Origin of the sequence: Aliidiomarina haloalkalitolerans (genome assembly GCF_003987315.1) — a bacterium.
Lineage (GTDB): Bacteria > Pseudomonadota > Gammaproteobacteria > Enterobacterales > Alteromonadaceae > Aliidiomarina > Aliidiomarina haloalkalitolerans.
Genome location: NZ_PIPI01000002.1, coordinates 207,972 through 230,229, shown reverse-complemented (window position 1 = coordinate 230,229; position 22,258 = coordinate 207,972). Strand labels below are relative to the sequence as shown.

Genomic DNA, 22,258 nt, shown 5'->3' with positions numbered 1-22,258 from the left:
CAGCAATGAACTTTGCGTATACTCTCAATAGATTGCCAGAGAGGCCTAAGTATGCAAACACAAGCTACTGAAATAGAAAACAATTTCGACACGGTACTGACGCGACCCACGCGCTATTTTATTGTTGCATTAGCAATTGTTCAGGCGGTTGTCTTGTATGGCTTAGCCCAAGGACTTGAACGCGACTGGTGGTGGCTCACGTCCTTGTCTGTCTCTTTTCCGCTGTTTACTTTGGTATTAACGGTACCGGCCATGTTGATGCTCACCATTCGCAGCATCAATCAACGATTGCTGTGGTGGAGCAGCGCGGGCTTTTTGGTATTTTTCTTAGCTCTTTCATGGCTAGCTACGTTACTTGCAAATCCCACGAGCTTTAGCGACAACACACACGTGCTCATGCCATTTGCCTTGTTGGTGGCAGCCTCGGCGTTCATTTTAACGGCGTTTTGGCAAGTCTGGTTACAGCAACCGCAAAAATGGTACCCGGAGTTATTTAGTCAAGCTTGGCAAAATGCCTTAACGCTTCTGCTCATGCTCGTATTTGTCGGTATTGGTTGGGCGCTCATTTCGCTTTGCATTTCGCTGTTTCGTTTATTAAGTATTGAGTTTTTTGCAGAATTCTTCCGTGCTGAACCGGTGCGATATGCAACCACAGGTTTATTGATTGGCTTTGGGATTTTAATCGGTCGCAATGAGCCGAAACCCATTCAAATGACTCGTAAGATAGTGTTTGCGGTGTTTACCTGGCTATTACCGGTACTTGCGCTCATTGTGTTGCTTTTCGTCATCGCCTTGCCATTTGGTTTTGCCGAACTTTGGTCCGGCGAACGTTCGGTGTTTAGCGTAGCGTTCCTGCTGGCCTTTTTAATCGGCGCTTTCCTGCTGTTCTTTAATGCGGTGTATCAAACGGGTGAATCTCCGTTACCCTATCCATATTGGCTACGTTGGGTTGTGCGGCTGGCAACTTTGTCGTTGCCGATTCTTGCTGCAATTGCCTTGGCAGCCATGATCACACGTATCGGTGAATATGGCTGGACACCTCCGCGCTATTGGGCACTTGTGTTGGTTTTGGTTCTGAGTGCTCACGCCATTGGTTACGCTTATAGCGCCATTCGCCAGAATGGTGGCGAGTTGCAATTGATTCCACGAGTCAATGTCTTGATGGCCGCACTGTTAGTAGCGGTGGTCACGTTAAGTCACTTGCCAGGGATTAACCCCTATACATTGTCAGCGCAGTCTCAAGCTCAGCGGTTAGCTCGTGATTTAGCGAATATGCCCTCCGCTGACCTCACGTGGTTGCGCTTTGAAGTGGGTAAGCCGGGTGTCCAAGCTTTGCAGGACCTATCAGCTCAGGCCTCGGCGGCAAATGAAGCGGAGCAAGTAGAAACAATCACTGCGTTACTTAATCGCGAACAGCGTTACTGGTACCAAGCACAAGAACGACAGGCTGAAGGTGAAGTCAATTGGGACGATGTTCAGCAAGTAGTGGAATGGCGTTCGACAAGCGATGATGTTATTCCACAGTCCCTATTAGTCACTGTGCACCAAAGTAACATCAATGTACTTGAGTGTGTCCGAGATGGCGCTTCGTGTTACGGTTTTGAATTGATGATGACAGAAGTCGATCGTGCGATTTTATTGTGCGTCGACCGAACTTGGTTTTACGGAGTGACGTGCGCATTAGCTGTGCAAGACGCAGGCTCAGCCAACGGAGATGAGTGGGAAATAGTACTCACCCGTTTTTTGCCACGCTCGGATGATTTAATTCGTGCTCTGCGACAAGGGCAGATAGAACTTACCCGACCGTGTCTACCCAATGTGGAAATTGGTGGTGAAATACTGAGTTTGTCGACTTATCGCTGCGGATAAATAATCATCAGAAACTTGGTAAGTTAGTACAAAGTGCATATAATTCAGCCCCTAAAAATAAAATGTAAGATATTCATGTATTGCCGAGAATTAGTGCAAAAAACAAACTGTCGGCAAATGCAAGATAGTACTCTATACTAATGTGTTCAATAATTAAGCGAAATTGCTGGGCACTATCATAACAGGGTTTACAAGGGATACGAGTAAATGGACGACCTAGCGACGTTACCTATGTGGGTGTGGGTGGCTATCGCGGTACCTTTGGTTATCGCGCTTGTGCTGTGGTTGCAAAAACGCAACTTACACCGACAGTTTCAGCATTTGACCATGCTGTTCAATACCAAACAGCAAGAGCTCGCAGAAAAACAGCGAGTTCTTGAGCAATTACAGATCCTCGACCAGGTCACGGGCGTGTTTAATCGGAAACACCTCGAAGATCGACTCGAGGAGGCGTTTTCGCACGGCCGTCGCTATAAACGTCCCATGTCAATTATCATGTTTGAAATTGACCTGTTACAACGGATTGCGAACGAGTTCGGCCAGCAAACATGTAATCATGTACTGTATGAATTCGCCGCACTGGTTTCGCGGACGACTCGACGCAGTGATATTTTCGGCCGGTGGGATTCGTCACGATTTTTGCTGATTTGTCCGGAAACCTCGGCGAGTCAGGCGGAAATTTTAGCGAACAAAATTCGTGAGCTGGTACTGGAAACTCGCCTTGACTCGCGTATGCGGGTGACAATTAGTGGCGGCATTCAAGACTTAACCAATATTGAAACCGTTGACCGCTTGCTTGTAGGTGCCGATATCGCACTGCAAGAGGCTAAAACGCAGGGCCGGAACCGCATTTGCCTTCTTTAACCCAAAAGGAGAGCTTATTGATGGAACGCCCAACCAATCCGACCTCGAAACGATTGCGAACGCATTTCGTAATGATTACTGCAGGCATGATACTCACACTAACTCTAGTCTTGAGTGCCATCGCCAACCATTCTGCCGCACGCGCATTACAGGACCAAATTGGTAATGCGCTGATAGACACTAGTCTTTTGCTTAGCCATAACCTCGACCAATTTATGTGGGCGCGGTCGGTTGAGGTAGAGCTTCTCAGTCAATTTGGCATGGGTTTAGAACAACCAGACCAAGTGCGTGACTTACTCGAAGCCGTGCAAGAGAAAGTGCCGAGTTTTGCTTGGTTTGGGGTGACGAATGCAGACGGAGTTGTCCAAGTCGCAACGGGTAGCTTACTTGAGGGCATGAGTATTGCGCACCGCCCGGTGTTCTTAAATGCTCAAGAAGACGTCTTTTACGGCGACGTGCATGAAGCACAACTGCTGGCGTCACTGCTCCCGAATCCTTCAGGTGAAGCAATGAAATTCGTCGACATAAGCTTCCCATTATTTGACGATAATGGCGAGTTTCGAGGCGTTTTGGCAGCCCACTTAAGTTGGGACTGGGCACGTGAACTGCAAACAACAATCATGGAGCCGCTCCGCAAGCGTCATAACATTGAACTGTTTGTAATCAGCCCCGAGTCGGGAGCCGCACTGTTAGGCCCCAGGGGCTACGTTGGTCAGACTTTCGACTTGGATAGTATCGAGCTGGCCATCCGCGGTGAGAATGGCTTTCTTTTAGAAACTTGGCCAAATGGACAGCGTTACGTGACCGGCTATACCACCACTGCCGGTTATCGCGACTTTCCTGGATTCGGTTGGGTTTTGCTTTTGCGTGAGAACGAACAGAGCGCACTTGCGACGGTGTCGAAATTACAAACAATCATTTGGTCCGCAGGCGGGGCTTTCACGTTGCTGTTTGGCTTTTTCGCTTGGCGTGTCACGCAAGCAGTGACGGCGCCGTTGCAAGACATTACATTAGCGGCGCAACGACTGTCTCGTGGTGAAATAGTAGCGATTCCTCAGCATCAAGGTATTCGTGAAATTGAGTCGTTAGAACATTCCTTGCAAAGCCTTGTAACGAACCTCACACAAGCAGAATCTGCATTGGGGCATATGGAATCGCAAGCGCATCGTGATGCACTGACCGGACTTGCAAATCGTAATGCACTGAATAAATATATGAAAGTTGCGCGGCAGCATGCGGAGCAGCAACATAAGTCATTAACCGTCTTGTATTTAGATCTCGATAAGTTTAAGCCCGTAAATGATACCTACGGCCATGCAGTTGGCGATACGCTGCTGAAGCAAGTTGCTGAGCGGCTACAACAGCAGATTCGTCAAGACGAGCTCGCAGTGCGTTTGGGGGGTGATGAGTTTTTACTGGTGCTGACCACCGACGACCGCTGCCCGCAAGCAACGGGCGCAATGGTTGCGGAACGGGTTTTGAGTGCTTTAAATGAGCCATTTAGCATTGATAACCTGCGTCTCAACATTGGCTGTACGATTGGCATTGCAATTTGGCCGCAAGACAGCCAATCCATTGAAAGTGTATTGGATTTAGCGGATCGAGCCTTGTATCGCGCCAAGGAAGCTGGTCGTAACCGGTACTTGTTTGCGCGTGAACAGCAGGGTGAGTCAAACTGCGCCAGTTAATTCACTGTCGCGGCGTTTCATGGATTGGTGAAAACGTGAAAAAAGAAAGCGCGGTAGATACCGCGCTTGAAATATCATCCAGCCAATAAGATTGGACATCCTTGTCCGGGGCTGGAGTAGAGCCTTCCGTTTAGTCTTTAATGTGTTAAGCGTTTTGCTCAGCAAGAATTGCTGCTTCTTTGTCTTTGAAGAACACACCTTTGGTGATCTGCCAACTGACCGCCAATGCACCGACGATGAAGATGACGTCACCGACAGTCCGCACCCAACGCAGCATGTGCAGTAATGGTTGCTGCATGAACTCTTCGCTACGGGCGTACCACAAGCCTTCTGTTGCACTGGCGTGGAACTGGATAAAGCCAATCGGTAGCAAGCTGGTGAAGAGCATGAGTACCAAGCCCCAGTTTAACCACCAGAACGCTGTTTTCATGAGCTTCTCGTCAAATTGGAAGTTCGGCTTGATATAGCGTAAGACCAGTAGACAGAAACCAAGCGCCAGGAATCCATACACCCCAAACAGTGCAGCATGTGCATGAGTTGGTGTGGTATTCAGACCTTGAATGTAATAAAGCACGATCGGTGGGTTAATCATGAAGCCCATGACGCCAGCACCGAGGAAGTTCCAGAATGCTACGGCAATGAAGAACATCAATGGCCACTTCACGCGATCCATCCAGTCTGCACGTGCTTTCAAGCGCCAGTTTTCCCATGCTTCGTAACCTAATACCACCAGAGGAACAACTTCAAGTGCAGAGAAGGTTGCGCCAACTGCCATAATTGGCGTAGTGGTGCCAGAGAAATACAAGTGATGGAAAGTACCCGGTACACCGCCAAGCAGGAACAACGACGCTGACGCTAAGCTCGCTGCAGTGGCCGTGGTGCGTGAAACTAGCCCCATGTTGTAGAAGATAAAGGCGAACGAAACAGTCGCAAATACTTCAAAGAAGCCTTCTACCCAAAGGTGTACAACCCACCAACGCCAGTATTCCATGACCGACAAGTGAGTGCGCTCGCCGTAGAAGAAACCAGCGCCGTAGAATAGACCTACTGCAATCACCGAACAGATGAATAGCACCAGCAGGTTCTTGTCGCCATCTTTCTTCAGCGCAGGAAGCATGCCGCGTAACATCAGAACCAGCCACAATAGAATGCCGACGAACTTGAGAACCTGCCAGAAGCGGCCGAGGTCGAGGTATTCGTAGCCTTGGTGACCAAACCAGAAACTTAAGTGCTCAGGCATGACTTGTGCAATCGCTAACCAGTTACCAATGAAGGTACCGGCAGTAACGAGAACTAATGCCCAGAACAGAACGTCGACACCAAGTTTTTGGTATTTCGGGTCTTTGCCACCATTGATAATCGGAGCAAGGAAGAGACCGGCGGCAAGGAACCCAACAGCAATCCAGAACATGGCGGCCTGCAAGTGCCAAGTACGGACCAAGGTATACGGTAGGATTTGCGTGGTATCAATGCCATAGAAGCCACTACCTTCAACGGTGTAGTGCGCAGTAAAGCCACCGAGGAAAACTTGTAGCGTAAACAAGGCAACCACAACAAACAAATATTTGCCGAGTGAACGTTGTGACGGCGTGAGCTTCACTAAGCTGATAGGATCTTTCTTCGGCGCAACTGGTTCTGCATGTTCCTTCCGTAGGAATGCCCAAGCCCAAATCAAGGCACCCACACCGGCGATCAAGAGAATGATGCTGACCAACGACCAAATCAGGTTTTCCGCTGATGGCGTATTGCTGATTAAAGGCTCATGTGGCCAGTTATTGGTGTAAGTGACGTTGGAGTCAGGACGCTCAGTTGCAGCGGCCCATGAGGTCCAGAAGAAGAAGTGAGTCAACTCGATGCGGCGACGCTCCGACGGCAAGGTGTCATTCTTCATCGCGAAGTTGTGACGAGTTTGCTCGAATGCCGGATCGTTACCAAACAAACGGATGTAGTAGTCCGCGGTTTGTTTGATAGCTGCGTAGCGAGTATCGCTTAGAACGAGAACATCACGGGCTACATCATAGGTGTTGGTGCGGTACTCGACTTCGAGATCATGACGCAACATGCTTTGATCGCGGGCATCAAGTTCGTCGTAAGACACACCATAAAGTTGCTGAGCGGTTAGGTCTAACCATGCCAACAATTCACGACGGAGCCAGTCCGCTGTCCAGTCGGGTGCTTGATAGGCACCATGTCCCCAAATCGAACCAAGCTGCATGCCACCAACCGACTGATACGCCGTCTGACCATTGAGTATGGTCTCATTGGTCATGATTAGGTCGCCCTGAGCTGAGACCACTTGATCAGGAATGGGTGGTGCCACTCGATACACTTCTTTACCGAAGTAGCCCAAAATACCAAAGGTAATGGCTAAAATCGCAATTAACGTCCACCAGAGTTTTTTATATTCACCCATGGCAGCCCCCTTTTTTGAGTTGATTATTGTTAAGCATGCGCTTACTCCCGTTTACTAAACTCGCCCCGGATCATCCGAGTGATTCATGGTGGTAAGAGCAGGAATCGTGCCAATTAAATAAAGATCAATAATAACAATGAATTAGATGATTTCTGTGGTTGTTGATGCGCTCGGAAAGTGCTTTTCACCGCTTGGAACCAAGGTAGAAAACACCCTCCGGGTTAAATCAACCATAACCATCCTCACAGCGCGGTAATTTCAACTACTCCAACTGGAATATCTCCTTATATTCCCCTGTAAAAACTAGGGATATTGTAGAATTCAGTCAGATTTCTGAGTGCGGAGTCGCTGACCACGATGACGCCAAAGTCGGTGACCAGACAAGCGATGATGTCCACGGGTACCACTTACTTTTTTGACTGTATGAGGTGATGTATGGCGAGCAAGCGAACGCAAGTTTTGGGAATAGTGAAGCTAACGGTTGTCGCTGTTGCAGTGGCATCTGCAATGGCGTTTATCCCAAGTAGTCTGGCGGCAGAGTCAAACCTAGACGATGAGATTAAACTTTCCTTACGTTATCGGTTAGAGCATGTTGAGCAAGATAATCCGCTGCAAGATGCGTTGGCGAGCACGTTGCGTACACGTATCACAGCACTAAAAGCTATTTCGACACGTTGGAGCGCACATGCAGAGGTAGACTATGTCGAGGTGCTCGGCGGCGATACCTACAATTCCACGGTTAATGGACGAACTCACTATTCGACCGTAGCAGACCCACGCGGCACCGACATTAATCAAGCATTTGTGCAGTATCGTCACGAGGACTACGGAACTGTTGTCAGTGGCGGCCGCTTCCGCATGAATCATCTCAATCAACGTTTCTTGGGTGGCGTGGGTTGGCGTCAGAACGAGCAAACCTTTGATGGTTTGCGGCTGCAACAGAAAATCGGCAGCGACATGACGCTCGACGTTGCCGCTGTGCACAATGTGAATCGAGTATTTGGACCGAAAGGGCCACAGGCAACGCAACGTGGTGACCTATACACAGCGGTCTTAAGTTGGACTGTCGCCGATGGGCACACTTTAAGTGCTTTCACTTATGATTTCGATTTTCGTGACTGGCAAGCACAAAACAGCCGAACGGTTGGTATGGATTACCGCACAAGCTTACCAATTGCGGAGCAAGCGCCACTCGTTTTGCATGCGGTATTTGCTCGCCAAGAGGACGCTCATGCTAACCCAAATGAGTATCGGCATCACTACCATCGGCTCAGTGCGGCGTGGAAATACCAAAACCTCGGACTTGAACTTGGACAAGAGCGGTTAGCGGGTAACGGTACGACTGCATTTCAGACACCATTAGCGACGCTTCATGCGTTTCAAGGGTTTACCGACTTGTTCTTAGTGACACCGGTGGATGGTGTGCGTGATCACTTTGTTAAATTCAGTCACCCTGCCGGTAAAACGCAGTTGAGCGTCGGTTACCATTATTTCAAAGCGGACCATAATTCTCGCAAGTATGGTGAAGAATGGAACTTAACGGCCAGTCGCAACTTCGCCTACGGTATTGGCGCGCAATTCAAACTAGCTGATTTTCGTGCGTTAAATCGGACACAAAATTTTGCTGTAGATACCACCAAAGCATGGTTGATGCTGACCTATAACCTTTAACCACACCTTTTAAGCGCAGCGTAGCCGGCTGGCCGCGCTGCGCTTTGAATACTGATTATTCAATTCCTACCAAAACAACCGTTCACCATCCCGAAAGTAGGCGATTACCACTGACGAGGTAAAGGATCGCTGCGCACTGCGGCTTTGCGCAGCATGGCAAATTTTGCCAATGCCAAAGTTTGATCCAGATCAAACTTTGGATTTTACAGATCGTTACTGTAACCACTATATATTGTGCTAACAATAAAAAACCAACACAAGATATGGTGTTATGTCAGATTCTACCGGTTATTTACGTTACAGCGAAGAGCAAGTGGTTTGGCAGGAGGTGCCAGGTGAAACGGCGCTTGCTTACACCATTACCGGTTGCTCAGTCGGCTGCAAAGGTTGCCATAGCGTGGACACCTGGCCAAAGGGCAGCGGCACATTGCTAACGCCAGATTACTTTCAACAACGACTCGATGATTACCAAGGCTTACTCACTTGTGTGGTGTTTCTCGGCGGCGAATGGCAGCCACAAGCGCTTCTTGAATTACTCGTGTTAGCCCAACAGGCAGGGCTGAAAACATGCCTATACACCGGCTTAGAGGACGTTTCCGACGACCTTCGTAAGCATTTAAATTTCTTAAAAACGGGACCGTGGATAGCGGAGCGGGGCGGCTTAAATAGTCCGACAACAAATCAACGATTTGTCGACTTAAGCCGAGGGGAACTGCTGAATGTTCGTTTCCTGGGATAGGTCCTAACTTAAAAACAATGCAATAAGGGGATGGATCATGTTGCGCATGAATGAAGAACAAATTACGGGAAAATTAAACTTTATTGACGACTACCTGCGTGCCGAAAATGCCGCAGATGGCTCAAAAATGGATGCAAACGCGAACGTGACACAGAAGAATGTGGCCACATTGGAAGCGGAGCTCATGAAGGACTTTTTTGTGCAGGTAAACCGAGCCCAAGTGAGTCGCAAAATCACTGACCTGTTCGGCCCGGAACTGGCGGCTGAGTATGTTCGGCAGATTGAAGACCATGAGATTTATGTTCATGACGAAACCAGTCTCAAACCTTACTGTGTTTCAGTCACTATGTATCCATTCTTGCGCGACGGCTTAACGAAGCTGGGGGGCGAATCGTTAGGTCCGAAGCACATTGAGTCCTTCTGCGGCACCTTTGTAAACTTTGTTTTTGCGGTGAGTTCGCAGTTCGCGGGTGCTGTGGCGACAGTCGAGTTTTTAACTTACTTCGATTATTTCGCGCGCAAAGACTACGGCGATGATTATCTGACAACGCATCGCCATGAAATTGCCAATCATTTGCAGCATGTGGTTTACGCATTGAACCAACCTGCAGCAGCGCGCGGTTACCAAAGCGTATTCTGGAATATCTCGATTTACGACCAGTTCTATTTTGACAGTATGTTCGGCGAGTTCGTTTTCCCTGATTTCACCAAGCCAAGCTGGGAGTCGGTGTCCGCTTTACAGGACTTCTTTTTGGATTGGTTTAACCAGGAGCGGAGTAAAACAATTCTGACGTTCCCAGTGGTGACGGTTGCCATGCTAACTGACCAAGGGCGCTGCAAGGACCAAGCGTTTGCCTACGATATGGCAGCGCATATGCAGAAAGGTAGCTCGTTCTTTGTGTACCTTTCTGATAGTGCGGACTCGTTGGCCTCATGTTGTCGCTTGCGCAGTGAAATTGCCGATAACACATTCTCTTATACGCTCGGAGCAGGCGGCGTCGCAACCGGCTCAATTAACGTGATTACCATTAATATGAACCGACTCGTGCAAGATGGTCGCGACCTTGCGGTGGAAATTGACAAGATCCATAAGTATCAGGTGGCTTATCGACGGTTAATGGAGGAATACAAAGAGGCCGGGCTACTGACCGTATATGACGCAGGGTTCATCAGTCTCGATAAGCAGTTCTTGACGATTGGTATCAATGGTATGACCGAAGCGGCTGAGTCACAAGGGCTACAGGTTGGCAATAACCAGGCTTATAAAGACTTTGTCCAACGTCATTTGAAAGTCATTTATGACGCTAACAAAGCGGCGAAGAAAACTTACGGTTATATGTTTAATACCGAGTTCGTGCCGGCCGAAAACCTTGGGGTAAAAAATGCCAAGTGGGATCGCAAAGACGGCTACTTCGTGCCGCGTGATTGTTACAACTCCTATTTCTATACGGTTGAAGACGACAGCATTAACTCGCTCGACAAGTTTGTTCTGCATGGCAAAGAGCTCATTGAATACCTTGATGGTGGTTCTGCGCTGCACTTGAATTTGGAAGAGAAACTTTCGACAGAAGGCTATCTTGCGCTCTTCAATGCGGCGGCCTCGACCGGCTGCAATTACTTCTGCATTAACGTGAAAATCACTATTTGCAATACCTGTGAGCACATTGATAAACGGACTTTGCCAGCCTGCTCGGATTGCGGTTCGGACGACATTGATTACGGTACCCGCGTGATTGGCTACTTGAAGCGTGTTTCGGCATTCAGTGAAGGACGCCGTCGCGAGCACTCACTACGCCACTATCACCGCGAGCGTCAGCAATTGGCGAACAACGCTAAGTTCGGCAAAGCCAGTTAAAGCCCGTTAAAGCCAGTTGAAACTACCTATTAAGGGGAGGTGTTCCTCCCCTTTTGGCAGAAAGAGGGCGACGGGGGAATGTGGTAAGCTGCTCCCATTCATTATGTACGGAGCCGCACCATGTTAAGTAGTTATGACGATTTTATTGACGCAGCGCAAAACCAGCCTGAGCCGCAACGGTTATTGTTTGTGTTCGCGAAGGCCGAAATGCCAGAGAAAGCAACGGCTGAGCAACAAGAACGCTTTCAGCGCGGCGAGGGCGGCAACTTAAATCCGGTTTTGTGTGTCGACAAACTCCCGGAAGAAGTAAACGATTTTCAAGTGTTGCTGCAAGAGTCACAGCACACAGGCGTTGACTGGGACATCGCTTTTGCCGCCAGTATGAGCGGTTTAATTGGTGTTCCGCCGACTCCGGAACAGGCGGATCAACCATTAAAAATGATGGTGGAAAGCATTAAAGGTGGGAATATTGCTAACTTTCTCGCTTTTAATCGTCAGGGTGAATTGCTCCGAATTCTCTGACGTCTTTTACCGCTCAGTGGGTTGCGCAAGCAACACACGCTGAGCGGTTTTCTTTTGGGCAAACGCTATCGTTTAGAAAGGACGCAAAGCTGACTTCATCAGCCTTGTGTCGTTTGCGAGCGTGTTAATAACACTTCTGCGGCGATGTCTTCTGAAAGTTGATACAGCGATGCTGGCAGTCGTTCACGCAACTCAATCGTGTCGAGATAGTTTTTCAATTCCAAACCCAATTCAGTGTCCCCAATTAACATGAGTTTGCGGCGAAAAAATAGGGTGTCTGGATCGACTTTCTGGGTGACGAGTAAAAACAAATCATCCATGTTGCCGCGAAAGAGAATATCAGCATCCTGATTCGCCATGACAACCTGCAAGCGTGGCGCCATCTGCTGCGGGTTTAAGGTCACGATAAACTCAAGCTGAATATCGCTGACGACCACTTTTACCGTCCGGTTACGCAGAAAGTCGAGTCGACCTTGTTGTAAGTCGGTTTTGAAAAACTGATTCAGCGTGAATTGCAGTGAATGCTTGGTCATCGTTGACGGCAGTAAATCTACCCCTTTTTTGACCACGTTGGGCGCCTGCGCTACCACTTTTTGGATAACTCTATTTTTGCTTAACATTCAATTACTTCCGATGAATATATGGGTTAAATTTAGCATCCCTACACGGTAGCAAAAGTTTGTCGCGCTGCGTTAATCTAAATCAACTTTTTGACGGATAGTCTGGGGTATGGTGCGGCGGTGATAAACGACTTAATTTTCTCAACGAGTGAGGCCCTTTATGGAACTCTTATGCCCTGCAGGGAGCATTCCCGCGCTCAAAGCCGCAATTGAGCATGGCGCCGACGCAGTTTACGTTGGCTTAAAGGATGAAACGAACGCCCGTCACTTTGCCGGTTTAAATCTTGATGCGAGTAACTTACGCGACGCGGTGCATTACGTGCACCAACATGGTCGAAAGCTGCATGTCGCGATTAATACCTTTGCCCACCCAGACACTTTTCAGCGCTGGACAGCAGCTGTCGATGAAGCGATTCAAGCCGGTGTTGATGTACTGATTGTCGCGGATATGGCGGTGTTGAGTTATATCGCCGCCAACTATCCTGAGCAAGAAGTGCATTTGTCAGTACAGGCTTCAGCAACAAACGCCGCTGCCATTGAGTTTTATCAACAAGAGTTTGGGGTTACTCGAGTAGTGTTGCCTCGGGTGTTAGCGATGAACCAAGTGAGGGCCCTCGCGCGCACAACGACGGTCGACTTGGAAGTTTTTGCCTTTGGCAGTCTGTGTATTATGGCGGAAGGCCGGTGCTATTTAAGTTCTTACATGACCGGTGAGTCTCCGAATACGGTTGGTGCATGTTCACCTGCGGCTTACGTCCGCTGGGACGAGCAAGATGGTGTACTGGAGTCACGTTTGAACGGGGTATTAATCGATCGTTTTCAGCCGGAGGAAACAGCAGGCTACCCAACGCTGTGTAAAGGCCGCTTTGAGGTTGCTGGTGAAGTCTACCACCCGCTCGAGGAACCGACGAGCTTAAATACCCTCGGGCTGCTCCCAGAGCTGCACAAAGAAGGGATTGCGTCGTTAAAAATCGAAGGTCGCCAACGTTCGCCGGCGTATGTCGCGCAAATCACGAAAGTTTGGCGTGCGGCAATCGATGCAGTGCTGCATGACCCGACGAAATTCCAGGTACAGGACGAATGGAACGCCGTTTTGGCGGGACTTTCAGAAGGCAGCCAAACCACCATTGGTGCCTATCATCGCAGTTGGAAGTAGGAGGATTAAAGCATGCAATTTTCATTAGGCCCGGTGCAGTATTTTTGGCCAAAAACAAAAATGCAGGCGTTCTATCGCGATGCGGCTGCCAGTGATGTTGACGTTGTTTACCTCGGTGAAACCGTTTGTAGTAAACGGCGAGAATTCAAGCTCGATGACTATCTCGCCATCGCCCATGAGCTCCGCGAAGCGGGCAAACAGGTGTGTCTGTCGACGATGACATTACTGGAAGCGCCCTCAGAACTGCGCGAGTTAAAACGCTACTGTGACAATGGCGAGTTTTTGGTTGAAGCGAATGATGTTGGTGCAATTGGTGTGTTACGCGAAAATGGCTTACCGTTTATCGCTGGCGCTGCGATTAGTGTGTATAACCAACATAGTGTCAAGCGGTTGGTCGATATGGGTATGCAACGCTGGGTTATGCCGGTTGAGTTGTCGCGTGACTGGCTCCGTGAACTTCTGAGTCATGACGAAGTGACAGCCGTGCGTGACCAGTTTGAAACCGAAGTCTTTGCCTTTGGTCATCTGCCACTCGCATGGTCGGCACGCTGCTTCACGGCACGTTCTGAGAATCGCCATAAAGATCAATGCGAGTTATGCTGCATTAAATACCCGGACGGTCGCCGAGTTGACAGCCAAGACGGCCAACGTGTTTTCGTTCTCAATGGTATCCAAACCCAGTCGGGCGACCGTTACAATTTAATCAATCAGCTGCCGCAAATGCACGGGTTAGTCGATATGGTGCGCTTAAGTCCGCAAGCTGAAGGGACTTTTGACTGGCTGCAAAAGTTTCGAGACAATGCCCATGGCAACGCCCCAGTGAAACTACCCGCTGGTGACGTGAATGGTTATTGGCTTCAATTAGCAGGAATGGTGCAACACGCATGACAACAAAGAAAGCTCGAATTGGTATCGTCACTGTCAGTGACCGCGCGAGTGCTGGCGTGTACGAAGATATCTCTGGCAAAGCGATTATCGCAACGCTGCATGATTATTTGACCTCTGCTTGGGAGCCAGTCTACGAGGTCATTCCCGATGAGCAACCAGAAATCGAAGCGATGCTGAAGCGCATGGTGGATGAGGACGGCTGTTGTCTGGTGGTAACGACTGGCGGCACAGGGCCAGCAAAGCGCGATGTCACCCCCGAGGCGACCGAAGCTGTGTGTGACCGCATGATGCCCGGTTTTGGTGAGCTGATGCGCACAGAATCGTTGAAGTATGTGCCGACGGCTATTTTGTCGCGGCAAACGGCAGGGCTGCGTGGGTCAAGTTTGCTGATTAACTTACCGGGCAAGCCGAAAGCTATTCGTCAATGCCTCGATGCGGTTTTCCCAGCCGTACCGTATTGCATTGATTTAATGGAAGGTCCGTACTTAGAGTGTGACGAAAGCGTGATACAGCCTTTTCGGCCAAAGGCCAAGTAATCAGCCGCGGTTGATCACAAACAGATAGATGACCAAGAGCAAGGTGACAAACCAAAACCCCGACAGTAGCTGCCAGAACAGCAAGCTACTGCCGCGGGTGCTTTGCTTGACTTCATCGCGCAAAAACTCCGGGTTGGGTTGGCGAATATCGCGGAGGAAGCTGGCAAGCGTGGTATAGCGAACTTGCAGGTCGAACGACACGCCTTTCTCGAGTGCGCGGTCGAGCCATACCGGAACCGCTGGATTCGCTTTACGAGCACTGATATAGCGCAAGCGGTCATAGTCACTCGGAGTTTTGCACTCTTCAATTTTGCTGCCATACGGCAGTTTGCCAGTAAATAATTCATAGGCGATGGTTGCCAATGCATAGACATCGCCCTGAATCGCAGAGTTTTTACCGGTGAGGTACAAAGGGTCTGAGTAGGCTGCAGTGCCTAAAACGGACTCTTGGTCGATGGGAATAAAAATCTCGGCAACACCAGCGACAAACACCGAACCAAAGTCGACGATTTTGGCGGTTTCTTTCCCGGTGCCAGGCTCTTGCTGAATGATAATGTTGCCTGGCTTCAGGTCTTGGTGAATAGCCTCACAATCATGAAACGCCTGCAAACCGGCAGCGACCTGTTCCAAAATATGCAGCGCCCGAGCAGGTTTAATAGGTTGGTTAATTTCCAACCAGCGCTCCATGTTGACGCCTTCTACGTACTCCATTAAATAATAGAGGAAACTCCGCGGCCGGTTTTGCCGAATAATTCTCGTCACATGCGGGCTTTCAATGCGACTGCCGATCCACTCCTCGCGAATAAATCGTTCAATGTAAGCGGTGTCGTCGGAAAAGTTTTCCGACGGTGTTTTCATGACCATTTCGGCACCGCTTTCGCTGTCACGGACGAGGTACAGATGACTACGAGAGCTAGCAAATAGTTCGCTGATAATCTCATAACCGTCAACTTTCATGCCTGGGCTAAAGGCTGGCGGGAAGGGCAGTTTGGTCAGTTTCTCGTGATAGTCGTCAATGTTTTCATTTGGTAATTGTTGGATATCGACGACGATAATACTGACATTGTCGTCACAACCGTTTGCCAGTGCCAGCGCGAATAATTGTTCCGCCGTTGCTTGCGCCGACAGTCCCGCACTGAGTGCTTCTTGTATCGCTTCAAGGCTAACAAACTCGTGTAAACCGTCTGAACTCAGCAGCAACTTGTCGTGGGTTTGCAAATTAATCCGTTGGTGGTCAAGTTGCAGATTACTGTCCATCCCCAAGGCACGAGCAAGAAAGTGGCGATCTTGACTGAGGTGAGCCGTGTGGTCGTGAGTGAGTTGTTGGCATTGACCATTGCGCCAATGGTAAACACGACTGTCACCGACGTGAAAGATATGCGCCGAATGGGACTTAATAATCGCTGTACTAAACGTGCACAGCTGGCCTTTCATTTCATTGGCAAAGGCATGACTGTGCCGATACAAGCGCAAATTGATGGTCGAAAGTACTTGCCCAGCACTATGACTGACTGACCAAGTGTCTGGGGTTTTCGGATAATCTTGGATAAATGTGCGTACTGCCGTGGTGCTTGCTTCTTGACCTGCTTCGGCGCTACTGACGCCGTCTGCGACGGTGAAAATAGCGCCTTTATAGGTCAATAAATGAGCACTTTCAGGCACCAAGGCGGCGGCTGCATCTTCGTTGCCTTGTTTACCGCCTTCGTTACAGAGAACGAAGTAATCAAGCTGTAGTTGCTGTGATTGCTCCGGCCCTGCCATCGGTGCCTGTGTTTCCATTTATTTATGGCCTACCTCAATGGTGTGAACAGTGCCATCTGGCATGACTTCAGCAATGTGGCCTTTCGGATTATCCATAAAGAACACCGCTACTAGCCCAATTAATGCTGACGCTGCAATGACATAGAAGAAGACACTGTATGAAACAAAGCTGAGCACGGTCAAGTAAACAACTGCGCCGACGTTACCGTATGCACCTGCCATACCGGCGATCTGGCCTGTCATCGAGCGTTTAATCAACGGAATCATAGCAAACACTGCACCTTCACCCGCTTGCACGAAGAACGAGCAAGCCATGGTGACTAAAACGGCGATGAGAATCCACCAGTGACTGTCGATTAGACCCATCATAAAGTAGCCAACCGCTAAGCCAGCAATCATGATGATAAGAGTGCGGCGGCGGCCGTAGCGATCAGAGAACCAGCCACCCATCGGCCGTGATACCAAGTTCATGAAAGCGAAGCCCGATGCAAGTAAGCCAGCGGTAACTGGGTTCAATCCTTCAAATGTCTGCAAGAAGTACAGCGGCAACATGGAAACCACAGCTAATTCAGAACCAAACGTTGCGAAGTATGCAATATTTAGAATACCGACTTGTTTAAATGAATATTTTTCGAGCTCCGGCACGCCTTCACGGAGGTGCTCAGCATTGATTTTCCACGTTTGCCAAGTGTGATAAACAAACACAACACTGAGACCGACCCAGAAAGCGTACATAGTTGTTTCGGAATAAAGGTTCACGCCACCTGGTGCCAAACGCCACGCTAGTAACCCGAGCGCAAGATACATTGGAATGTTCATAAGAATCAGTGCCCATAGAGCACCCCATGAAGAGACCAGCATCGCGCCAGATTTTTTCGGCTTAAAGTAAATCGAGCCTTTTGGTGTATTGCGAGCGAGCTTATAAAATACTAAACCATACACACCGCAAAGTATCCCGACGAGCGCGATAGCGTAGCGCCATCCATCATCGCCACCAAACGCTAAGGCAAGAGCCGGTAAGGTCATCGCTGCTGCCGCAGAACCAAAGTTACCCCAGCCGCCGTAAATGCCTTCTGCTGTGCCGACTTGGTGGGCAGGGAACCATTCACTAACAAGGCGAATACCGATAACGAAACCAGCACCCACAAAACCGAGTAGGAAGCGGAAAATCGCTAAGCTGGTATAGGTGTTGGCAAAGGCGAAACCGATACACAGGAAAGCGGAGATAATCAGTAGGCCCGAATAAATCAGCCGCGGACCTAGTTTATCCACCAACATACCCACGATGATGCGAGCGGGGATGGTAATCGCCACGTTGAGAATGAGTAGCGCACGCACTTGCGCGTCGGTTAAATCGAGCGTTTCCTGAATGGACGAGAGCAAGGGAGCATGCGCAAACCACACGGCAAAGGTGAGGAAAAACGCAAACCAAGTTAAATGCAGCGTCTTTATTTTTGGATCGCTAAAGCGAAACAAGTTTAAGCTAGTAGCAGACGACATGATGACCTCATTACAAGTAGGGGTTTATTCTGAGTGCATTGTCTTTATGTATAGGCCTAGCTTGCTTGATCTACATCAAGAAGGCGACGGCGACCATTTCGAATTAAATTTCATAGATACCCCATAAGGAGTATGGTGAGTAAGCTTGTATGGCTTGCTTTATAAGGAGTGTCTATCTCTTTCGGCTTATTGTCAGGGCGTCATGGTGGTATTCTGGCGTTGTAGAGGTATCCCTTGTGGTTAAAAGCAACACAGCTAAAAATCGTTAATATAGAACTATCGATGCCATAGGATCATGAAATGGACGCAACACTTCCGGGCGCTTGGCGCGCACTTTGGCTTGCAACGCTGGCGTTTGCAGCAAACTTTTCGGTGTGGATACTGTACGCCGTTCTCGGTATTGATATTCAAGAACAACTGCAGTTGTCGGGCACCGAGCTGGGGATACTCCTCTCGGCACCAATTGTATCCGGCGCATTACTGCGTATTCCGGTTGGTATTTTGTCGGAATACTATTCGGCTCGAACGCTGTGGATCTGGCAGATGATCATTACCATTCCGGCGTTATTGTTATTACCCTTTATCGAAACCTACGCCGGCTTTATCTGGATGGGACTTTGGATCGGCTTGAGTGGTATCTCGTTTACCCTAGGTGTGCGTTATGTCACCGACTGGTTCTCGCGCCAACAGCAGGGCCTCGCACTTGGAATTTTTGGCGCTGGCAATGCGGGCGCTGCTATTTCGTTTATTCTGCTGCCGCTCTTGGTAATGTGGCTAGACTGGCAGTGGACAGGGCCATTCTATGCTGCCGGCCTATTTCTCATGTTGCTATTGTTTATCGGGCTAGCGCCGAAAGTACCGTCGTTTGTGCCTAAGTTCCAACCTGAGTGGCGCACGCAGCTGCGGCCTTTAAAAGACTTGCGGGTTTGGCGCTTTAGCCTCTATTACTACTTCGTGTTCGGCAGTTTTCTGGCATTGATTCTGTGGTTGCCTAGCTATTACATGAGTGCTTACCAGCAGAACTTTCAACAAGCGATGGGCTTCACACTCTTTTTTGTGACGACCTCTAGTATGGTTCGTGCGCTCGGTGGTTGGTTAGCAGATCGCTATGGCGGCCAATTGGTCAATTGGAGTGTCTTTTGGGTTTGTTTGGTGTGTCTATTTTTCCTGAGCTATCCACCAACCACCATGACGATTCATGGCCTCGAGCGCGACGTCGTCCTATCGGTTGAAATTAATATTTGGGTATTTACCGCGTTAATTTTTGTCATCGGTATTGCTCAAGGGCTCGGCCGAGCTAGTGTTTATAAAGTTATCCACAACCACTATCCGCAACAGATGGGCTCTGTGGGTGGAATTATTGCTGCGTTAGGTGGACTCGGTGGTTGTACGCTACCTGTCTTGTTCGGTGTGGCACAAGATTTGCTTGGTATCAGTAGTGGTGCATTTATGGTGCTTTACGCCGTGTTAGCCGTTTGTATGACGGTGATGTTTTTTGCCATGCGTGCGGAACGTTATCGCAAAGAGCTCGCGGCAGCACAAGCGCACGATTTTTATCAAGAGACTTAATAACGCACAAATTCGTGCAGAAAGGGGATTGTAGTCATGCAAATCACTGATTTAGCTAAAGAACAAGCGTTAGCGCCCTTGTTGCGGCAGGCGTTTCGACCCATGTTCTTGTTCGGCGCAGTTTACAGCGTCATCGCTATGGCGTTGTGGGGCCTCGCATTATCCGGGATGGTTGAGTTGCGACCGTACTACAACGTGATGTTCTGGCATCAGCATGAAATGGTTTTTGGGTTCGTGGCGGCCATCATTGTCGGATTCCTGCTCACCGCAGTGCAAAACTGGACCGGCATGCGCGCAACCCATGGCAAAACCTTATTCATCCTGACCGCGGTGTGGTTAGCAGGGCGGTTACTCATGCTGTTTGGTGGCGGCTTGCCGCAATGGCTTGTGGCTCTGGTCGATTTGGCGTTTTTACCGCTTGCAGCCATTCTTTTTGGGGTCATCGTGATTAAAGCAGGGCAAACTCGGAATCTATTTTTTGTACCCGTTCTGTTGTTGTTGACGCTTTGTAATGCACTCATGCATGCGGGCGTAATCTGGGGGCAGTTTCAGTTTATTCAGCACGGAAGTTTGAACGCAATTTGGTTAATCACGCTGATCATGGCGATTGTCTCGGGGCGGGTTTTGCCGATGTTTACTGCCAATGGTACCGGTACTCCACGGGTTAATCCGGCGCCTTTGCTCGATAAGTTGGCTCTTGGCTCATTGTGGCTAATTTTTGTCCTGCACTTCTTTTTACTGACGTCTTATATCCCGCACTGGGCCTTGGCTACTTTGTTTGCCTTTGCTGCCGTGGTGAACCTGATTCGTTTGGTTCGTGTCCGCTTTTGGGTCACGTTTAAAGTGCCACTGCTGTGGTCATTGCACATCGCAGTTGCTTTTATTCCGCTTGGACTCGCTTTATTTGCGCTGCGTTATGCCGGCTTTTCGGTAACGGTTAGTACGGGCGTTCACGCGCTGACGGCTGGTGCGATGGGGGTGATGATCTTAGCGATGATGGCACGGGTGTCACTCGGTCACACCGGTCGTTTATTACAGCCCAAAGCAGTGATGAGCGTCGCATTTGTACTGGTTATCCTTGCCGCACTCCTGCGCGTCTTTGCCGGTTGGTTACTGCCAGGTTTCCCATTAACTTGGTATAACGTTGCTATTGGCGCATGGGTGGTGTCTTACCTGCTTTATATCATCGTGTACTTCCCCGTTTTAACGGCACCGCGTGAAGATGGCCGGCCTGGTTAAAATTTAAGCAGAATTATGATTTAAATCAAAGTCGCTGTACTCTTTGGGAGTACAGCGCAGTTTCCTTTCTGAGATTTGATTCATATCAATCCGAAAATCAGCAGACGCTCTAAACTCCGCCTTATGGTCCGCACAAATGAAGTGATATGCGGCGGTAGGTTTTCGTAAGGAGAGTCTCATGGCAAATGCTGAATTAGCAGAAAAGCCACTGGTTTATTCCTGTTCAGGCTGCTCGAATGTTGCCCAGTTAGCGAATGACATCGCAGTTTGGATGAGCCGCGAAGGGGTTGCTGAAATGTCCTGTATTGCAGGCGTCGGTGGTGGTGTTCGGTCGTTGGTAAAAACAGCGAAGTCGGGGCGTCAAATTATTGCGCTCGATGGCTGCCCTTTGGCGTGTGTGAAACATACGCTGAAGAAAGCAGAAGTTGAACCAACCTGGCACATTGAATTAACCCGTTTAGGCTTGAAGAAGAACGACCAAGAAAATTGCACCTTGGCCGATACCTTTCATGCCCTAGAATATGTCTACCAACAAATTGGGCTGGCGCCACAACAGGTTAAGCAGCCGAGTTTGAGCATCCCGAACAAGTAGCTGAGCGTGCCACTTGCAGCCTTTGCCAAGTGGCGTGAGCAGCGTCATACAGTAAGATAGAACCGTTTAGTGAGTCGCCAACTTGGGCGATCAGCTTTAATGTTTCCGTTGCTTGCAACGCGCCAACCACGCCCACTACCGGCGAAAATATGCCGGCCTCCATGCAGGTTAACTGTTGCTCGCCAAACAACTGGCTAAAGCATTGATAGCAAGGCGTATCCGCACGCATAGGATAAACCGCAATTTGGCCTTCAAAGCGAATTGCGGCGCCAGAAACGAGCGGTATTTGCTGTTGCCAACAGGCTTGATTAACTAAGTTGCGCGTCGCCAAGTTGTCACAGCAGTCAACGACCACATCCACGTCTTTAAAGAGGTCGTGGATATTTTCTGCGTTCAGCCTTACGGTTACAGCGGCTATGTCAATTTCGCTATTCAGTTCGCGCAGTCTTGCCGCAGCAGTCGTTGCTTTCGCGGCACCAATATCGCTTTCCCGATACAGCACCTGACGCTGCAAGTTGCTGCGGTCAATTACGTCATCGTCGATTAGCGTTAAGCGGCCGACGCCACTACCTGCTAAATAAGGTGCGACAGCACAACCAAGTCCACCCATGCCAACGACCACGACGTGACTGCTTAGAATTCGCTCTTGGCCGGCAAAATCAACACTAGGCAACATGACGTGCCGGGAATAACGCAGTGCTTGTTGGTCGGTCATTGGTTCTTGTTTTTTGCTCATGGAAACGTCCGATTGACTCTCGTTAAGCGAATACGCTGCA

Annotated in this window: 18 protein-coding genes; 13 read left to right on the top strand and 5 right to left on the bottom strand. The window is 49.3% G+C overall.

The annotated features are described in order from the left end of the window. Window positions 1-51: 51 nt before the first annotated feature. From CWE06_RS05360 to CWE06_RS05350, 3 genes are all read left to right on the top strand, one after another. The gene (locus CWE06_RS05360; RefSeq protein WP_126791918.1) at window positions 52-1,869 is read left to right on the top strand and encodes a DUF4153 domain-containing protein; all 1,818 of its coding nucleotides are present in this window, start codon (window positions 52-54) and stop codon (window positions 1,867-1,869) included. Between the two features lie 207 nt (window positions 1,870-2,076). Beyond that, complete coding sequence (locus CWE06_RS05355; RefSeq protein ID WP_126791916.1) at window positions 2,077-2,733, top strand: GGDEF domain-containing protein; 657 nt, start codon at window positions 2,077-2,079, stop codon at window positions 2,731-2,733. Between the two features lie 20 nt (window positions 2,734-2,753). Next, window positions 2,754-4,421, top strand: a complete 1,668-nt coding sequence (locus CWE06_RS05350; protein ID WP_126791914.1) for a sensor domain-containing diguanylate cyclase — start codon at window positions 2,754-2,756, stop codon at window positions 4,419-4,421. A 145-nt stretch (window positions 4,422-4,566) separates the two neighbouring features. Here the strand turns inward: CWE06_RS05350 and CWE06_RS05345 are convergent, their stop codons facing one another. Then, a complete protein-coding gene (locus CWE06_RS05345) occupies window positions 4,567-6,834 on the bottom strand; it encodes a nitric-oxide reductase large subunit (protein WP_126791912.1) in 2,268 nt (755 codons plus the stop codon). A gap of 435 nt (window positions 6,835-7,269) precedes the next feature. On the opposite strand from CWE06_RS05345, the gene CWE06_RS05340 reads away from it, so the two are divergent. The 4 genes from CWE06_RS05340 (at window position 7,270) to CWE06_RS05325 (ending at window position 11,621) form a co-directional block, all read left to right on the top strand. Next, a complete protein-coding gene (locus tag CWE06_RS05340) occupies window positions 7,270-8,505 on the top strand; it encodes an alginate export family protein (RefSeq protein ID WP_126791910.1) in 1,236 nt (411 codons plus the stop codon). A 271-nt stretch (window positions 8,506-8,776) separates the two neighbouring features. Continuing rightward, window positions 8,777-9,244, top strand: coding sequence for an anaerobic ribonucleoside-triphosphate reductase activating protein (nrdG, locus tag CWE06_RS05335; protein ID WP_126791908.1), 468 nt, complete (start codon window positions 8,777-8,779; stop codon window positions 9,242-9,244). Window positions 9,245-9,281: 37 nt separating this feature from the next. Continuing rightward, window positions 9,282-11,099: an anaerobic ribonucleoside-triphosphate reductase gene (gene nrdD, locus CWE06_RS05330; RefSeq protein ID WP_126791906.1), complete on the top strand. Its 1,818-nt coding sequence runs from the start codon at window positions 9,282-9,284 to the stop codon at window positions 11,097-11,099. Window positions 11,100-11,219: 120 nt separating this feature from the next. Next, window positions 11,220-11,621: a ribonucleotide reductase subunit alpha gene (locus CWE06_RS05325; protein WP_126791904.1), complete on the top strand. Its 402-nt coding sequence runs from the start codon at window positions 11,220-11,222 to the stop codon at window positions 11,619-11,621. 98 nt (window positions 11,622-11,719) lie between these two features. Here CWE06_RS05325 and ubiT read toward each other — a convergent pair whose 3' ends face one another. Next, entirely contained in the window at window positions 11,720-12,190 is a 471-nt protein-coding gene (gene ubiT / locus CWE06_RS05320; RefSeq protein WP_157981140.1) for a ubiquinone anaerobic biosynthesis accessory factor UbiT, read from the bottom strand. A 211-nt stretch (window positions 12,191-12,401) separates the two neighbouring features. On the opposite strand from ubiT, the gene ubiU reads away from it, so the two are divergent. The 3 genes from ubiU to mog are packed head-to-tail and all read left to right on the top strand — an operon-like array spanning window position 12,402 to window position 14,821. Further along, window positions 12,402-13,397, top strand: coding sequence for a ubiquinone anaerobic biosynthesis protein UbiU (ubiU, locus tag CWE06_RS05315; RefSeq protein ID WP_126791900.1), 996 nt, complete (start codon window positions 12,402-12,404; stop codon window positions 13,395-13,397). A gap of 12 nt (window positions 13,398-13,409) precedes the next feature. Then, complete coding sequence (locus CWE06_RS05310; protein WP_126791899.1) at window positions 13,410-14,285, top strand: U32 family peptidase; 876 nt, start codon at window positions 13,410-13,412, stop codon at window positions 14,283-14,285. Next, on the top strand, window positions 14,282-14,821 hold the full coding sequence (mog, locus tag CWE06_RS05305) for a molybdopterin adenylyltransferase (RefSeq protein WP_126791897.1): 540 nt from the start codon (window positions 14,282-14,284) through the stop codon (window positions 14,819-14,821). The genes CWE06_RS05310 and mog overlap by 4 nt, the downstream gene beginning before the upstream one ends. On the opposite strand, the gene CWE06_RS05300 is transcribed toward mog, so the two are convergent. Together CWE06_RS05300 and CWE06_RS05295 are read right to left on the bottom strand one after the other, a co-directional pair. After that, entirely contained in the window at window positions 14,822-16,600 is a 1,779-nt protein-coding gene (locus CWE06_RS05300) for a bifunctional protein-serine/threonine kinase/phosphatase (RefSeq protein WP_241972487.1), read from the bottom strand. Further along, window positions 16,601-18,082: a NarK family nitrate/nitrite MFS transporter gene (locus tag CWE06_RS05295; RefSeq protein ID WP_126791895.1), complete on the bottom strand. Its 1,482-nt coding sequence runs from the start codon at window positions 18,080-18,082 to the stop codon at window positions 16,601-16,603. Between the two features lie 300 nt (window positions 18,083-18,382). On the opposite strand from CWE06_RS05295, the gene CWE06_RS05290 reads away from it, so the two are divergent. The 3 genes from CWE06_RS05290 to CWE06_RS05280 all read left to right on the top strand — a co-directional run bounded on the left by CWE06_RS05290 (window position 18,383) and on the right by CWE06_RS05280 (window position 21,482). Further along, on the top strand, window positions 18,383-19,651 hold the full coding sequence (locus CWE06_RS05290) for a nitrate/nitrite transporter (protein ID WP_126791893.1): 1,269 nt from the start codon (window positions 18,383-18,385) through the stop codon (window positions 19,649-19,651). Window positions 19,652-19,687: 36 nt separating this feature from the next. Next, window positions 19,688-20,890, top strand: coding sequence for an NnrS family protein (locus CWE06_RS05285; RefSeq protein WP_126791891.1), 1,203 nt, complete (start codon window positions 19,688-19,690; stop codon window positions 20,888-20,890). A 178-nt stretch (window positions 20,891-21,068) separates the two neighbouring features. Then, window positions 21,069-21,482 (top strand): putative zinc-binding protein, encoded by a 414-nt coding sequence (locus CWE06_RS05280; protein ID WP_126791890.1) that lies wholly within the window; start codon window positions 21,069-21,071, stop codon window positions 21,480-21,482. On the opposite strand, the gene moeB is transcribed toward CWE06_RS05280, so the two are convergent. Continuing rightward, window positions 21,448-22,218: a molybdopterin-synthase adenylyltransferase MoeB gene (gene moeB, locus CWE06_RS05275; RefSeq protein WP_198679048.1), complete on the bottom strand. Its 771-nt coding sequence runs from the start codon at window positions 22,216-22,218 to the stop codon at window positions 21,448-21,450. The two genes, CWE06_RS05280 and moeB, sit on opposite strands and share 35 nt — an antisense overlap. Window positions 22,219-22,258: the final 40 nt, after the last annotated feature.

Excerpts from the sequence above, each read along its gene's own strand:
- CWE06_RS05310 (WP_126791899.1), top strand. The coding sequence starts at position 13,410 with ATGCAATTTTCATTAGGCCCGGTGCAGTATTTTTGGCCAAAAACAAAA.
- CWE06_RS05360 (WP_126791918.1), top strand. The coding sequence starts at position 52 with ATGCAAACACAAGCTACTGAAATAGAAAACAATTTCGACACGGTACTG.
- moeB (WP_198679048.1), bottom strand. The coding sequence starts at position 22,218 with ATGAGCAAAAAACAAGAACCAATGACCGACCAACAAGCACTGCGTTAT.
- CWE06_RS05290 (WP_126791893.1), top strand. The coding sequence starts at position 18,383 with ATGGACGCAACACTTCCGGGCGCTTGGCGCGCACTTTGGCTTGCAACG.
- CWE06_RS05355 (WP_126791916.1), top strand. The coding sequence starts at position 2,077 with ATGGACGACCTAGCGACGTTACCTATGTGGGTGTGGGTGGCTATCGCG.
- CWE06_RS05300 (WP_241972487.1), bottom strand. The coding sequence starts at position 16,600 with ATGGAAACACAGGCACCGATGGCAGGGCCGGAGCAATCACAGCAACTA.
- CWE06_RS05325 (WP_126791904.1), top strand. The coding sequence starts at position 11,220 with ATGTTAAGTAGTTATGACGATTTTATTGACGCAGCGCAAAACCAGCCT.
- CWE06_RS05285 (WP_126791891.1), top strand. The coding sequence starts at position 19,688 with ATGCAAATCACTGATTTAGCTAAAGAACAAGCGTTAGCGCCCTTGTTG.
- CWE06_RS05350 (WP_126791914.1), top strand. The coding sequence starts at position 2,754 with ATGGAACGCCCAACCAATCCGACCTCGAAACGATTGCGAACGCATTTC.
- nrdG (WP_126791908.1), top strand. The coding sequence starts at position 8,777 with ATGTCAGATTCTACCGGTTATTTACGTTACAGCGAAGAGCAAGTGGTT.
- nrdD (WP_126791906.1), top strand. The coding sequence starts at position 9,282 with ATGTTGCGCATGAATGAAGAACAAATTACGGGAAAATTAAACTTTATT.
- CWE06_RS05280 (WP_126791890.1), top strand. The coding sequence starts at position 21,069 with ATGGCAAATGCTGAATTAGCAGAAAAGCCACTGGTTTATTCCTGTTCA.
- CWE06_RS05340 (WP_126791910.1), top strand. The coding sequence starts at position 7,270 with ATGGCGAGCAAGCGAACGCAAGTTTTGGGAATAGTGAAGCTAACGGTT.
- mog (WP_126791897.1), top strand. The coding sequence starts at position 14,282 with ATGACAACAAAGAAAGCTCGAATTGGTATCGTCACTGTCAGTGACCGC.
- CWE06_RS05345 (WP_126791912.1), bottom strand. The coding sequence starts at position 6,834 with ATGGGTGAATATAAAAAACTCTGGTGGACGTTAATTGCGATTTTAGCC.
- ubiU (WP_126791900.1), top strand. The coding sequence starts at position 12,402 with ATGGAACTCTTATGCCCTGCAGGGAGCATTCCCGCGCTCAAAGCCGCA.
- CWE06_RS05295 (WP_126791895.1), bottom strand. The coding sequence starts at position 18,082 with ATGTCGTCTGCTACTAGCTTAAACTTGTTTCGCTTTAGCGATCCAAAA.